Origin of the sequence: Sulfidibacter corallicola, from assembly GCF_017498545.1 — a bacterium.
Classification (GTDB): Bacteria; Acidobacteriota; Holophagae; order Acanthopleuribacterales; family Acanthopleuribacteraceae; genus Sulfidibacter; species Sulfidibacter corallicola.
Genome location: NZ_CP071793.1, coordinates 1,141,459 through 1,155,280 on the forward strand (window position 1 = coordinate 1,141,459; position 13,822 = coordinate 1,155,280).

Genomic DNA, 13,822 nt, shown 5'->3' on the forward strand with positions numbered 1-13,822 from the left:
TTTTCACCAGTTTTGGGAAGCTTTTGTTGTCTGGTTCGCGGGTGTCCCGTGAAAATTTTCGCGAGAGGTTTGCTTCGACTGCCGGCTCCGCATTTTCGCGTCTCGACGATTGCGGTCCCGCCGAAAAGGCAAAGGGCGCCCCTCGGTGCCTTATGTGTCGTCACCGGTGAGCGCCCCCGTTCGAGCTGGCCGTGTCGTAGTTGGTTTCCGTCCAGAAACAGGGTTTTTACGAAAACGCTCCTCTGAATCGGCAGGGTTGCCAACCCCAACCGGTATCAGCAGTCAGGAATCGGGTGTCAGCTAATTACCTTTAAACACGTGTCTTGCTGATACCTGACGCCTGAGACCTGATACCGTGCCCATCCAGGCGGACCGACTTGGCTGTTACGATCTTTCCGTTTCTGGATGGGCACTGGTAAGGATCAGAAGTGGAGGTTGATACCCGCCAGGATCTTGCGACCGATTTCGTCCGTGAACAGGAACTCGTTCCCGTCGTCGTCGTTGAGGTTGCGGACGTTGAGGTAGACCTCGCCGGACTTGGCGAACCGGTACATGAGCTTGGTATTCGCGATGACCTTGCTCTCGATCTGGTCACTGTCGATGACGTTCGAGAGCGGATGGCCGTCGAAGGCGTACAGGTTGAGGTTGAAGCTCCACTTCTTGTAGGTGTAGTCGTAGATCAGGCCGCCGTAGTACTCGGGAGTGGCACCTTCGTCCAAATCGACCAGCACCACCGGCGGTGGCCCCGGGGGCGGGCCGTCGGGCGGCGGGCCGTCACCCGGTCCTCCACCCGGTGTTTCGGTGGGCGGCAGGATGTGGTCGTCGATTTCGGTGTCGGTGAAGGTCAGGTAGGTCCGAATATAGGACTTGGCCCCTACCGATCGACTGTAGCTCAACGTCAAGCCCGTCAGCGTCGGTTCGACCGGGAGATTGGCGAATTGGCCGGTGGTCCGGAAGAACTCGCCGTCGGGGCCGGCGAACAGCAGTTGCACGTCGCTGTAGTTTTCGTTGGTGGCTTGGAACACTTCCGCTTCGAACTGCGAGCTGCTGTTTGGCTTGTAGCGGAACCCCACTTCGAACGAGTTGGTCACCAACGGGTCCAGGTTCTCGTTCCCCAACAACTCGAACAGAAGTCCGCCCGGGGTCGAAAACGCGGTGTCCTGGAAGATGTCCAACATGAAGGGGGCGCGGCTCGAACGACCGTAGGAGAAGCGCCAGTGCACGTTCTCCCGGGCGGTGTAGCTGATCGCCACTTGGGCCGATAGTTCGGTGGTGTCCGGCGTGTCGTACTGGTCGGCGCGCAGGGCCCCGATCAGGCGCCACTTGTCGGTAGGCCGGTAATCGGCGCGAAGGGATCCCGCCACCGTCGTGATGTCCCGTTCACCCTTGATGAAGACCCCGTCGTAGGTCGCCTTGCGGTAGCTCAGGCCCGGACGCAGGGTGAATCGGTCGTTGAATTCGTGGTCGTACTCCAGGACGACGTCGACCGTGTTGAAATCCCATTTCCAGCCGTTGACGCCCAGCGCTTCCTGGTCGCCGTCCATGTAGGAAACCTGGGCGCTGAAGCCCTTGCCCTTGGCGGTGAAATCCAGGTAGGCGGTTTCCGATACCGCCGTGTTCAGCGGCGTGACGCCGTTTTCGAAGTAGGCTTTTTGAACTTCCGAATCTTCGAATCCCAAGCGCACACCGAATTGCCAGTCCTCGTTCGGTTCGAAATCGAAGGCGATGTTGGCGGCGGTGTTGTCCTGGGCCAGGTCCTGGTCCGGAAAGCGCTGGGGATTTTCGGGAGCGGGTTCGCCGGTGTCGAACACGACGAGATCCAGGGCGTCGTCGACGATGACGCCTTGAACCAGGCTGTAGTAGACCGATTCGGCGCGATCGCGCACCGTGCGATTGGCGGTGGCCAGCCAGCTCCAGGTCGGTGCCTTGTACTGGGCCCACAGCGATGCCAGTTGGGTGTTGTCCTCACCGCCTTCGAGGTTGGCGTTGAAGGCGAAACCGTCCTTTTCGGCCTTGCGGGTGATGATGTGGATGACGCCGGCGACGGCGTTGGGCCCGTAGAGTGGCGATGCGGGTCCGCGCACCACTTCGATGCGGTCCACTTCCAGCAGGCTGACCGGCAGGGTTTCCCAAAAGGTGCCGCCCGCGAAATAGTTGTAAACGATTCGGTTGTCGATCATGACCAGGGTCAGGGTATTGGCCAGGAACGGCAATTGACTGTTGGGAGGTACGTTGTCGAACCCACGAACGTGGATGTCGTAATTGCCCGAGGACTGCTCCCTGACGACCAGGCCCGGCAGTAATCGCAGCGCTTCGCCCCACGACGTCGCACCTGCCTTGTTCATTTCTTCACGAGTCACCACCGAGACTGAAAGTGGTGCTTCAAATGGGTTTTCCTCTTTTTTCGAGGCACTGACCACGGTGACGTTCAAGAGCTCCTCGAGCGACAGATCCATGAGATCGCCCATGTCTTCTTCCAAATCCACCGCAAATGCGCCAAAACTCATGGTCGCAATCCATACAAACATCAGTAGCTTCATCTCAACCCCCTCGAAGGACGCGGGTTGCGGCTAAAAACACACAAACCGGCTTCTTCGGTCTCTGTTGGTTCGCCTCCCTCGCTGCGAGTCGTGGGCTGGTTGGGTCCACGCCGCATCAAGCTGGCTGCAGGGCATGGTGGGCGGGCGCTTCGATCGCGTTGTCCTGTCGGAAAGTCGATCCCGCCGAATGGTGACCACGTCTGGAGTGTGTTGTTTTTTATTGGGAACTTCGCGAAGTGAATCTATGGTCAACTTTCGGAGAGCAAAAACGAAACCTTTAAAAAAAATATCTGTGATTCAACTGTAAAATCGAGATGTTCGCGCGATTTCACCTTACTAAGTCGGCGAAAAAAAGAGACATGGATTTTGTGTGAAAACTAATGGTTTTGTAATTATGTCGAAGTATGCGCAAAGGAGCGGGGGTGGGGACTTTTGAATGTCTGGGAATCGGTCTGTGGCGGGAGAGTGCTGGCCTGTAGATAGTTTGAGTTCATGGGGAAACACGAGTTGTGCGGTTGCGGGCCAAGCCCTCCTGGGCTCGCCCTATTTACAGATCCCGTTTCGGTGTGACGATCGCCCCGAATTTGGCGTGACGAAAAGGATAAAGCCATGTCGTTCGTTTTATCCGCGAGATTTCTAATGATCTTTTGGAAACCGAGCCGATGGAATTGGATAAGCACGTGTCGCATCGATACCACCACACCACGAAAACCTGGAATCCGGATTTTGGACGGGTCGTTGTCTCTCCTGGCACGATCCCGTCGTTCTGGTCCGCTTCGAGTGATCTTTTCCTTTTTGTCATGACGATACGCCTTTTTCTCCCTTTGTTCTGCTGTTCTCTACTTCTCCCCGGTGTCTGGGGCCTCGCGGCGTTTGCCGACGAAGTTCCCGACAGCGAGGTCCTGGAGACGCGTCTGTCCGGCGCTACCGGTGAAACCCGCTTGGAGATCTTGGAAACATTGGTGCTGGTCAACGCCAAAAACGATCCGGCGAAGAGCTTGAAATACGGATTGGCGTTGGTGGAATCCCTGGATGGGCCGGATCGGGTGACCAAACGCCTGGAAATCATGAACAAGGTGACCTGGGCCCATTTTCGGCTGGGTGATTACGACGAAGCGCTTCGCTACAACGAGCGGGTGGGCGCGCTCGCCGAACGGGTCGGCGATCGCCTGGCTTACGGTGGTGTGCTCAAGTTGCGGGGGTCGGTGCACCTGCGTCGCGGCGATTTCAAAAAGTGCCGTGAAGCGTATCTCGAAGCCCTGGCCCTGTTCCGCGAGGTGAAAAACGACGAGCAGGTCGCCACGGTCTTGAACAATCTGGGCATCCTTTTCAAGGTCCAGGGCAATTATCAACAGGCGCTGGAATACTACCTTCAGGCTCTGGCCATTCACGAAAAAAACGGGAACCGGGCGCATCAGGCTTCCTGTCTCAACAACGTGGGGCAGATCTTCCTGTTCCTCGAGGAAAACGACAAGGCGCAGGAGTACTACGAGCGCGCCCTGGAGTTGAAAAAGGAACTCGGCGACAAGAGAGCGATGGCTTCGACCTACAACAACCTGGCGAGCCTGCACCAACGCGCCGGGCGCCACGAGTTGGCCCACCAGTACCTGAGTGAAGCCCTGGCACTGGGGCAAGCCACGGGCAACCTGTATTCGGTCGGCCTCAGTTTCGGCCATCGCGCCCACTCGCTTATCGAAATGAAGCGCTACGACGAGGCCCTCGCGGATCTGGGCGAGGCCTTGAAACGTTTCGAGCGGATGAATGCCCGGGCCCAGATCATCTTCATTCGCCGCAACACGGCCAGGTTGTATCGAGAGACGGATCGCCTGGACGAGGCGCTGGTGGAGATTCGATCGGCCCTGGCCTTGGCCGAGGAGATCGATGCCAAGGAAGAGATCGGCCGTGCCAACGAGGAAATGTCGCTGGTGCTCGCGGCTCGCGGCGACTATCAAGGCGCCCTCGAGGCCTTTCGGCGCTTCAAGAAGGTCGCCGACGAAGTTTTCTCCGAGAACAGCTACAACCGCATCTCCTTTTTGAGAGAACAATTCGAGACCTTGAAGAAGGAAAAGGAAATCGAGGGCCTGCGGGCCGTCACGCAGGACCAAGTCTCGCGCCTGGCCCAGGAAAAGCTGACTCAGAGGCTGGTCTTGGCGATCCTGCTGGTGGTGTTCCTGTGTGTCATCACCCTTTTGATGAGGCTGCATTCCCATCGCCAGCTCGTCATGCAGATGGAGCTGAACCGAACCCTGGAGCAACGGGTCGCGGCGCGGACCGAGGCCTTGGAGGCGCGCAACGAAGAATTGGTGACACTGGACGAAGTGGTGCGCGCCATCAATCGGGAGGCGGATCTAAAGCCCTTGCTGGCCGCGGTTCTCAAGGAAACCAAGGTGTTGCTGCCAGGGGCCGAGACCAGCTCGATCCTGATGTATGACGCCGACGAGGACCTTTTCGAGCTGGCTGCCTTCACCGGCTACGATTGCGACATGGATCCGCCCGTGCGATTGACGCAACGAGATGTGGCCGAGCGCTACATGAGCCATCCGCCCCGCGGTGACGGCATCTGGATCATCGAGGAGACGGAGCGCTTGACGGCGCCCGAATCGATCAAGGAGCTTCCGAAGCCGAGAAGCCTGCTGGCCATGAGCCTCGAATTGGCGGGTGAGTGTTCCGGGTTCCTGATTTTGGGAAACCTGACCCGCCACGACGCGTTTCGCGTCGCCGATCCGGGAACCCTTCAGCGGCTGCGCGAGCACACGGTCTCTGCCGTGGCCAAGGCGCGCGTGGTACACAACCTCGTTCATACACAGTCACTACTGACAAAGACCCAGCACCAGTTGGTGCAGGCCGCCCACCGTGCCGGGATGTCCGAGATCGCGGTCGGCGTGCTGCACAACCTGGGCAATGCCCTGAATTCCGTGAATGCCACCTGTGCGGTGTTGGAACAACGCATTTGCGACAATCGGGGGCTTCGCATCTTGGATGGCGTGAGCGAACTCCTGCGGGATCACGAGCGGGATTTGGCCGGCTTCTTCTCGACCGACCGGCGCGGCAAGATGCTGCCCGAAGTACTGACCGAGGTATCGCGACGTTTGCGGGACACCCACGACGACATCGCGAACGACCTGGATCTGTTGAAGGAGGAATTGGAGGAAGTCCTGAAGATGGTTCGCGCCCAACACGATCTCATCGAACCCCAGATCCTGCTCGAACCCGTCAACGTGAACCGCCTGGTTCAGGAAGTGTTGGCCGCCTATGCACGTGATTTTCGGGAGGAACGGGTCGTGGTCGAGCGCCATCTGGGCGAGGTGCCCACGGTGGTGACCGAGCGCTTCAAGTTGTCGACCGTGCTGCACCATCTTCTGCGCAACGCGCTCGAGTCATTTCGCCATGAAATCCCCGAGAGCCGGAAGACCATCACCGTGGCGACTCTGGTGGAAAGCGAGGATCGGCTGTTGCTCGAGGTGGCCGACAGCGGCGTGGGCATTCCGGATGCTCAGAAATCGATGGTGTTCCGTCAGGGATATTCCACCAAGTCCCATGCGGCCGGGCTCGGGCTTCATTTCTGTGCCAACGCTCTCAAGGAGGTCGGTGGCCGGATCCAAGTCTCCGACAATCGCGAGGGACCGGGAACGCTCGTGCGGGTTTGGCTACCGGTCAGGAGATCCGACCGCAAAGGCAGAGGCACCGCGGTTGCCTGATCGCCCGCGCGTTCGACTCATTCCGGCGCTTGTTGCTCCAGGCGTTCCATCTCCTTTTTGAGGGAGACTTCGAGGAAAAAGGCCCCCAGCGGCAAGAGCGAGGCGATGAAGGCGATCAGCACCCGGCCCATGCGCCAGCGCAGCTCGACGGCGGTCTTGCCGAGAAACACCATGAAGGCGATGAAAAGGAAACCGTGAATCGGCCCGAGAATGCGAACCAGAATGGGTTCGTCGGCCATGTACTTGACCGGTACGGCGATCGCCATCAGGAGAATGTAGGAAACGCCTTCGGAAAAACTGACGATGCGGAATTGTCCGAGCGTGGTGGTAAACAACTTGTTCATGCATGCCTTCACTTTTTGTCGGCCGATGGGGCCGGAATTCGATGATGTGCTGTGCGCGAGAATCCGTCTTCGCGCCGAGTCGGCGTCAGTCCGGGGCCCTCCTCGGAAATGGAAGGCGTCCGAACCGAAATCACTTGGCCGCTTTCGCTTGCAGCCAGGCTACGGCACTCTTGATGCCGCGCAGGGTCAGGTCCTCCATGAAGAAGACTTCGCGGATTTTTTCCAGCGTGATGCGGCCGTAGGTGATGTCCCATTCTTCCTTGGGAATCGGGTTCAACCACACGCTGTACTCGAAACGGTCGCGCAGGTGCTGCAAGCGATCGATGCTGGCCACCGCATCCTCTTCCTCGAATTCGATCGAGCCGTGTCGGTAGAGCAGTTCCTCCGGTGCCATGCTGGCATCGCCGATGATGAAGACGCGCGAGTCCCGGGACTCGAGCAGCAGTTTTTCGAGTGGATAGGGTTGGCAACGGCGCGAGTCCAGGTACACGTTGCGGTAGATGGTGTTGTGGAAATAGTAGGTTTTGGTGTCCTTGAAGCGATCCTTGATTTTCGAGAAGAGGGTCTGGACGTTGCGCACGAAGGGCAGCATCGAGGTACCGCCGTTGTCGATCAGGAGGATCAGTTTCAAGCGGTCCAGCTCGCGACGCTTGAAGATCAAATCGATCTCGCCGCCGTTGCGTCCGGTTCGGAAGATGGTTTCGTCCAGGTCCAATTCGTCGTAGGGACCGACCGGCACCATGTTCTTCAGGGCACCGAGTGCCTGCCGCAGGTTGGCGCCCGAAAGCGTGTGGTGATCGTCGTAGGCCACGTAGCGGCGATCGCCGATGACCTTGATCGCCGAACGGTTCTTCCAGGTGCCGTGGACCCGAATGCCGCGCTCGGCGAAACCGGAATGGCCATAGGGCGAGGTGCCGCCCGTGCCGACCCAGCGATTGCCGCCGTGGTGGGCTTCCATCTGCTCGCGAACCGTTTCCCAGAAGCGGCGCATCAGCTCGTCGCGCGACATGGACCACAAGGCATGGCGCGGAATGTCGCCGCGTTCCACCGCCTGCTCGAGCCATTTGCGGAACTGTTTGGTTTGCAACAGCTCCGGATCGCCTTCCACCACCGCCGGCAGGTCGACGTCGTAGAAGTAGAGCGCGAAGGCCCGTTCGAAGCTGTCCAGGTGCTCCACCCGTTTCACCAGGGCGAGGCGCATCAGGATGAACAGCTCGTCGAGCGTTTTGACCAGGCCTTTTTCCAGGCCGGTATAGAAATCCATGATTTCCGTCAGGCTCACCGGAATGTCGTACTCGCGCAGGAGATAGAAAAAGTCGATGAACAACGGCTCGGCCTGGGTGGAGAAGGGGTCGACGGCGCGGGTCATGGTACTCCTCGCGATGCTTCGGGGTTTGGGGATCGGGTACGATCCCCACCTGGTTTCCAGGGAGTGACGGTGAATGAGGACGCGCTCAAAAGCCCGACCAACTCCGTTTCTTGCGTTCGGATTTGCCCTTGCCGCGGTAGCTCAAGATGTCGTTGGTGCGTTTGAGCAGAACGCCGGGAAAGGGAAGGTCTTCGCTCTGATCGGGTGTCACGCCGGCGTGAATCATGGCGCCCAGCCAGTTCAGCAGCTCGCTGGTGGCCGGCGGTTTCTCGTAGCCGCGCTCGCGCAGTTCGTAGAACATGTTGAGTGCCGGCTCCAAAAGCGTGGCCTTCATTTCCGGGAAGTGCAGCTTGACGATTTCGCGCATGTCCTCGGGACTCGGGAAGGCGATGTGGTGGCAAAAGCAGCGGCGCAGAAAGGGATCCGAGAGTTCGCGCTTCGCGTTGGAGGTGATCAGGATGATCGGCGGCTGGCGAGCGCCGATGACCTTGTTCACTTCGCGGATCACGAACTGGTTCTCCTCGAGCACGTCGAGCAAATTGTCCTGCACGTCCGATTCGGTCTTGTCGATTTCGTCGAGCAGCAGCACCACCCGATCTTCGGAGCGAAAGGCGCGGCCGATGGGGCCCCAGATGACGTAGTCGAAGAAATCGTTGACGTTGCGATCGGTTTCTTCGGTACCGAAACGCGCGTCGTTGAGGCGCAGAACGGTGTCCTGAACATAGCAGGCCTCTTCGCCCTTGATGGTCGATTTGGCGCGCAGGATTTCGATGCCGATCCCCAGCGAGCGGCTGATTTCGAAGGCAAGCTGGGTTTTGCCGGTGCCGGGTTCCCCGGTCAGCAGCAGCGGTTTTTCCATTTTGATGGCCATGTTGACGATGGCTTCGAGCTCGGGATCCAAATAGTATTTGTCGGAACCGGTAAACTTCATGGAGGGCGCGTCTCCCCTGTGCTTTGATGTAATGCCCGTCGCCGCCACCGCCCGTGGAAAACGAGCTCGGGAACCGATCGAAGGGCACCTCGATTCCCGCCTCCCCGATGGGAGATTGCCGCGATGTGGCAGGCGCGGACCCTGATTATAACCCGAGCCAACGCCGATTGCCGCCGTCGAAAACGCGCGACGCGGTCGTGCACAAATGCACGGAGGCCCTTGGGGGCGCCGATCGGCGATTTCGGGCCCCGCCTCGATTACTTCCGCTTCTTGCGCTCGATGGCCTTGAGTGCTTCGCGTTTGCTCAGGGGCGCCAGGACCGCATCGTGCTGCTGCACGAACGCGATCACCCATTCCGGATTGGCGTAACTGTAGTCGCGCAGCACCCAACCGATCGCCTTTCGAATGAAGAATTCCTTTTCGTGGCACAGGGCCAGGATCGTTTCCGACAAAAAGGCTCGATTGGTGTCGTGCTTGTGCTTGAGGTGGCCCAGCAGCGAGGCGCGCCGCAGCCACATGTTGGGCGAAGTGATCCAGTCGCGAAGGATGGATTCGAATTCGCGATGGGATTGTACCAGCCGGCTGATCAGGCCGCCCGCAATGGTGTCGAGGGTGTCCCAATGGGGCGCCGCGTTGGCCAGGTCCACGTAGAGCGGCATCGATGCGGGTATACGGTGTTTGCGGTGGTTCTCGGCCACGTCAAGCGCCGCATGCTGGTCTTCGCGATGGGGGCCGGCCCACAGCTCGCGGACGACCCGCTCGTACTCGTCGCGCAATTTCAGCGGGTATTTGGCGCGCGCATCGCGGCACAGTTGCTTGCGCACCGGGGCACGCACGCCGTAGAAGGGTTGATCCGTTTTCATGTAGGCCTGCATCGGGACGGCCTGGACCGGATCGGCGTGTTGACGCAGACCTTCGAACAGAAATAGCGTGTGCGGGTGGAGATCTCGATCGGACACCTGATCCTCCCTGTGGTTGGCGCGGGCCGTCGCCAGGCTCGCGCGCCGTTCGGCGTTCCGAGGTTCGGCTACCCGAGGTTCGGCTAACCGACGCGGGCGATCGCTCCGCGGCCTAGACCCGCTCGGCGATCTGGGCGACCTCCGCCAACACGGTATCGAAAATGGTGTAATTCGTAATCAGGTGATTGGCGTGTTCGCTGGACGGTTCCACGAACTGGTCGTGCATGGGCTTGACCTGGCCGAAAAACTGGTTGCGCACCCCTTCGGGCGTGCGTCCCCGTTCCTGCACGTCGCGGCGCAGGCGATGGGCGTACCGCGTTTCCTCGGGAATACTCAAAAACACCGCTTCGTCGAAGTGGCAGCGCACCTGAGGTTGGGACAGCACCAGAATGCCGTCCACCACCACGACGGGTTTGGGGGCCATCGGCGACGTCTCTTTCGTACGTTGATGGGTTTTGAAATCGTAATGCGGCACCTGAATGGTCTGGCCCTGTTTCAGGTCGCTCAGGTGCTGACCCATCAGGTCGAAGTCCAATGCGGAGGGGTGATCGAAATTGACGCTGCCGCCGTCGTAGTCGAATCGACTGCTTTGATCGATGTAATAACTGTCCTGGGCGAGGATACAACAGCGCCCTTCGCCCAGACGTTCCTTCAGCCTGCGCGCAAAGGTGGTCTTGCCCGAGCCGCTACCGCCGGCTACGCCGATGATGATGATTTTTCTATCCACGGTGGTTCCTATTCGAGTGTGTGATACAGCCGATCTCCGGCATCGCCGATCCCGGGGAGAAGAAAGCCCTTCTCGTTGAGTCCGCGCTCGACGGAAGCCGTGTAGATCTCCACCTCCGGGTGGAAATGCTGCACTTTTTCCAAACCCTGCGGGGAAATGAGCAGGGTGAGCAACTGGATGGTGCCTACCTGGTATTGTTTCAAACGGTCCAGGCAGGCGACCACGGTATCGCCCGTGGCCACGATGGGGTCGGCCAGCAAAATGCGTTTGCTTTTGATATTCTGCGGCACCCGGAAGTAGTATTCCACCGTATTTTGCACAAATTTATCGCGATAGATGCCGATGTGGCCGGCACGGGCGAAGGGCATCATGTTCAGCAGGGCTTCCAACATGCTGTTTCCCGCCCGCATGATGGAAACCAGAATCAGGTCTTCATCGATCATCTTCCCCACCGTCTTCTCCAGGGGCGTTTCGATGTGGACCTCGCCCAGGGACACCTTGCGGGTGGCCTCGTAGCAGACCAGGTGGGTCATTTCCTCGACCGTCTTCCGGAAGGTGGCCGAACTGGTGTTCTTGTTGCGCAATACGCTGAGTTTGTGCTGGATGAGGGGATGCTCGATCAAAGTGAAACTGCTCATGGCTAGACCTCTGGAAACGATGATGTCCGGCTTCCGAAAACAAGGGCCGGAGGCCGATGGATGAAAGGGTCGAACGGAAAAGGGAGGGGGTCCGGAAATGGGCTCGAGGCGCTCGAATCAGAACACCGTGCCGTCACTGGCGAGCCGCAGGGGCGGGCCGCCATCCGCGCGACGTTGTGCGGCGAGGCGGCGTCCGGCCCACCAGGTTCCGCCTTCCAGGGCCTTGGCCAGGGGGAACGTTTCCTCGTCGAAGCCCAGGTTCTCGCGGACGCGCACCGCGATGGCGTCGAGCAGCACGACCGTCAGGGCGCGCCATTCGACGATCAATTCCGATGACGGCGGATGGCTGAGGTTCGCCAGCTCGGGATCGCGGAGGGCCAGCAGGCCACCGTCCAGCATGAGGCCGCCGTTGCGGTATTCGGCCAGGCCCGTCAACCTCTCCACGCCGTCCACTTGGATGCCCGCCTCGCGGATCGGCTCGATCATGGAGTAGGTGAGCCACTGGGACAACTTGTGGAACGGCACCAATCCCGTCGCCGACTGGGCGTCGCCAAGTGCGGGGTGATGCCAGACGTCGCCCAAGTTGATGCCGTTGAGGCTGATTCGGCCCGGCCAGATGGGACCCAGCCCTTCCAGAACGATGGCGAGCACGTCTTCGGCCGAGCACGAGTCACCGTGGCGGCGGATCAGGGCGTCGAGCAGGTTGCCCGGTCGGCCGTTTCCGAACAGCTCAGGCTGGGCGGCCATGGCCGCACCCAGCTCGCGCAGAAGCGCCAACCGTCCCGCACAGCCCGCCAAGGGATTGTCGGGACCCACTTGGAATCCCGCTTCCAGTTGGGCTTGGTCCAAGTCGAGCAAAACGTCGGCCTTTGTGAACGACCGTTCCCCGTCCGTGCCGAAGGCGCCGTCGCGGAACATGTGGTAGCTGGCGACGGCGAGGCCCTCGGAACGCGCGATGGTGCCGCCGGTGTCGGGATCTCGGTAGGACCAGTTCGGACCGGCGCCGGCATCCAACAACACCGAGACAATCACCAGGTCCAATTTCACCCTGGCCCGTTCCTGTGGTTCCTGCCCATCGAGACTTGTGTTCAGATCGGCCAGCCGGTCGTGTCCGCCGGCGTTGAAGTGACCCCAACGGGAGTGGAAGGGAATCGCCAGGTTCGGGTAATTCTCGCGAGTGACCCGCGTGACGAATTCGGCGACCTCGTCCAGGCGCGTTTCGTCCACCGCGAAATGGCCTTCGCCCCCGCGGGCGCGGTCCATCAGCCGTTGGGTGCGCTCGCGAATGGCGCCGGGCGTGCGCAACCAGGCCAACTCCCGGGCGCTGCCTTTCAGGTTTGCGGTAGCGGGTTCAGCCATCCAGGTTCCTTCCTTTGACCTCGGCCAGGTCGCGACCGGCGTTGCCTTCCGCGGTGAAGTAGCCCGCCGCTTTTTTCGCTTCGATCTCCACCCGCGCATCGTCGGGGACCAGGTCGTCGGGGATGGAGACGCGGTGTCCCACTTCGATGCCGCTGTTGACGATCGCCCGATACTTCATGTCGCTCATCGAAATCAGGTTGTGGATCTTGCGAATGCCGAACCAATGCAGGACGTCCGGCATCAGTTCCTGAAAACGCGCGTCTTGAACGCCGGCGACACATTCGGTTCGATGGAAATAGGTGGCCGCGCTGTCGCCGCCTTCCTGACGTTTGCGCGCGTTGTAGACCAGGAACTTGGTGACTTCGCCCAGGGCCCGGCCTTCCTTGCGGTAATACACGATCAGGCCCGATCCGCCTCGTTGGGCGCAGCGCACGGCTTCCTCGATGCCGTGGATCAGGTAGGGGCGGCAGGTGCAGATATCCGAACCGAACACGTCGGACCCGTTACATTCGTCGTGAACCCGGCAGGTGAGTTCCACTTCCGGCTTGGACAGGTTGGAGAGCGAGCCGAAGATGTAGGCCGTCGTGCTGCCGATCGGCGGCAGGAGGACCTTCAAATCGGGACGGGTCACCAGTTCGGGGAACATGCCGCCCGTCTCCTGGAACAGGATCTTGCGCAGGATGCCCTCTTCGATACCGAACCTCTTGGCCAGGCCTGGCAGATACCAGACCGGTTCCAGAGCGGCCTTGGTCACCACCACGTCTTTGGTGGACGTGATCACCTTGCCGTCGATTTCCAGCCGGCCGGCATCGATGGCATCGTCGATTTCCGGGATGCGCAGGTGGGCTTTGGTGATGGCGATCGTCGGTTGAATGTTGTAGCCGGAACCCAGCAGGTCGCGGTACTCGTGAGCGATGTGCGCGCCCCAGGGATCGATGGAGATGATCTTTTCGGGATCGAACCAGGACTGGTGGGGACCCAGCTCATCGGTGGGCAGGGTATTGGTGAGATCGGGAATGTGATCTTGGGGATAGTTGCCGGAGGCGATCGACAGAGCTCGGTAGACCGTGTAGCCGCCGCTGTGGGAACCGATCGCGTTGCGGTTCTCCATGTTGTTGAAGGTCGCGATGACGGGTCCGCGTTCGCGAGGGTCGCGGGCGCCCCAGCGAATCGGAGGCGCGGCCTTGAAAATCTGGTCCACGTGCGAGGTGAGGATCACGTGGGTATTGCGTTTGATCATGTTCATGGCGCCTCCTG

At 60.2% G+C, this 13,822-nt stretch carries 10 protein-coding genes; 1 reads left to right on the forward strand and 9 read right to left on the reverse strand.

Annotation, left to right across the window (positions count from 1 at the left end; all coding sequences use genetic code 11):
* Positions 1–422: 422 nt before the first annotated feature.
* Positions 423–2,507: a TonB-dependent receptor plug domain-containing protein gene (locus tag J3U87_RS03335; RefSeq protein WP_237381611.1), complete on the reverse strand. Its 2,085-nt coding sequence runs from the start codon at positions 2,505–2,507 to the stop codon at positions 423–425.
* 833 nt (positions 2,508–3,340) lie between these two features.
* Between J3U87_RS03335 and J3U87_RS03340 the strand changes: the two genes are divergently transcribed.
* Positions 3,341–6,238: a tetratricopeptide repeat protein gene (locus tag J3U87_RS03340; RefSeq protein ID WP_237381612.1), complete on the forward strand. Its 2,898-nt coding sequence runs from the start codon at positions 3,341–3,343 to the stop codon at positions 6,236–6,238.
* A gap of 17 nt (positions 6,239–6,255) precedes the next feature.
* Here the strand turns inward: J3U87_RS03340 and J3U87_RS03345 are convergent, their stop codons facing one another.
* The 8 genes from J3U87_RS03345 to J3U87_RS03380 form a co-directional block, all read right to left on the reverse strand.
* A complete protein-coding gene (locus tag J3U87_RS03345) occupies positions 6,256–6,582 on the reverse strand; it encodes a DUF3817 domain-containing protein (RefSeq protein ID WP_237381613.1) in 327 nt (108 codons plus the stop codon).
* Between the two features lie 130 nt (positions 6,583–6,712).
* Positions 6,713–7,951: a hypothetical protein gene (locus tag J3U87_RS03350; protein WP_237381614.1), complete on the reverse strand. Its 1,239-nt coding sequence runs from the start codon at positions 7,949–7,951 to the stop codon at positions 6,713–6,715.
* A gap of 85 nt (positions 7,952–8,036) precedes the next feature.
* Positions 8,037–8,882, reverse strand: coding sequence for an AAA family ATPase (locus J3U87_RS03355; RefSeq protein WP_237381615.1), 846 nt, complete (start codon positions 8,880–8,882; stop codon positions 8,037–8,039).
* A 257-nt stretch (positions 8,883–9,139) separates the two neighbouring features.
* Positions 9,140–9,841: a DNA alkylation repair protein gene (locus J3U87_RS03360; RefSeq protein WP_237381616.1), complete on the reverse strand. Its 702-nt coding sequence runs from the start codon at positions 9,839–9,841 to the stop codon at positions 9,140–9,142.
* A gap of 112 nt (positions 9,842–9,953) precedes the next feature.
* Positions 9,954–10,568, reverse strand: a complete 615-nt coding sequence (gene udk / locus J3U87_RS03365) for a uridine kinase (RefSeq protein WP_237381617.1) — start codon at positions 10,566–10,568, stop codon at positions 9,954–9,956.
* A gap of 8 nt (positions 10,569–10,576) precedes the next feature.
* The gene (gene upp, locus J3U87_RS03370) at positions 10,577–11,206 is read right to left on the reverse strand and encodes a uracil phosphoribosyltransferase (protein WP_237381618.1); all 630 of its coding nucleotides are present in this window, start codon (positions 11,204–11,206) and stop codon (positions 10,577–10,579) included.
* Between the two features lie 117 nt (positions 11,207–11,323).
* Entirely contained in the window at positions 11,324–12,565 is a 1,242-nt protein-coding gene (locus J3U87_RS03375) for a URC4/urg3 family protein (RefSeq protein ID WP_237381619.1), read from the reverse strand.
* Positions 12,558–13,811, reverse strand: coding sequence for a GTP cyclohydrolase II (locus J3U87_RS03380; RefSeq protein ID WP_237381620.1), 1,254 nt, complete (start codon positions 13,809–13,811; stop codon positions 12,558–12,560). Before J3U87_RS03380 ends, J3U87_RS03375 begins: the two co-directional genes overlap by 8 nt.
* Positions 13,812–13,822: the final 11 nt, after the last annotated feature.

Coding starts and splice junctions, on each gene's coding strand:
- J3U87_RS03380 (WP_237381620.1), bottom strand. CDS start 13,811: ATGAACATGATCAAACGCAATACCCACGTGATCCTCACCTCGCACGTG.
- J3U87_RS03375 (WP_237381619.1), bottom strand. CDS start 12,565: ATGGCTGAACCCGCTACCGCAAACCTGAAAGGCAGCGCCCGGGAGTTG.
- J3U87_RS03345 (WP_237381613.1), bottom strand. CDS start 6,582: ATGAACAAGTTGTTTACCACCACGCTCGGACAATTCCGCATCGTCAGT.
- upp (WP_237381618.1), bottom strand. CDS start 11,206: ATGAGCAGTTTCACTTTGATCGAGCATCCCCTCATCCAGCACAAACTC.
- J3U87_RS03335 (WP_237381611.1), bottom strand. CDS start 2,507: ATGAGTTTTGGCGCATTTGCGGTGGATTTGGAAGAAGACATGGGCGAT.
- J3U87_RS03340 (WP_237381612.1), top strand. CDS start 3,341: ATGACGATACGCCTTTTTCTCCCTTTGTTCTGCTGTTCTCTACTTCTC.
- J3U87_RS03350 (WP_237381614.1), bottom strand. CDS start 7,951: ATGACCCGCGCCGTCGACCCCTTCTCCACCCAGGCCGAGCCGTTGTTC.
- J3U87_RS03355 (WP_237381615.1), bottom strand. CDS start 8,882: ATGAAGTTTACCGGTTCCGACAAATACTATTTGGATCCCGAGCTCGAA.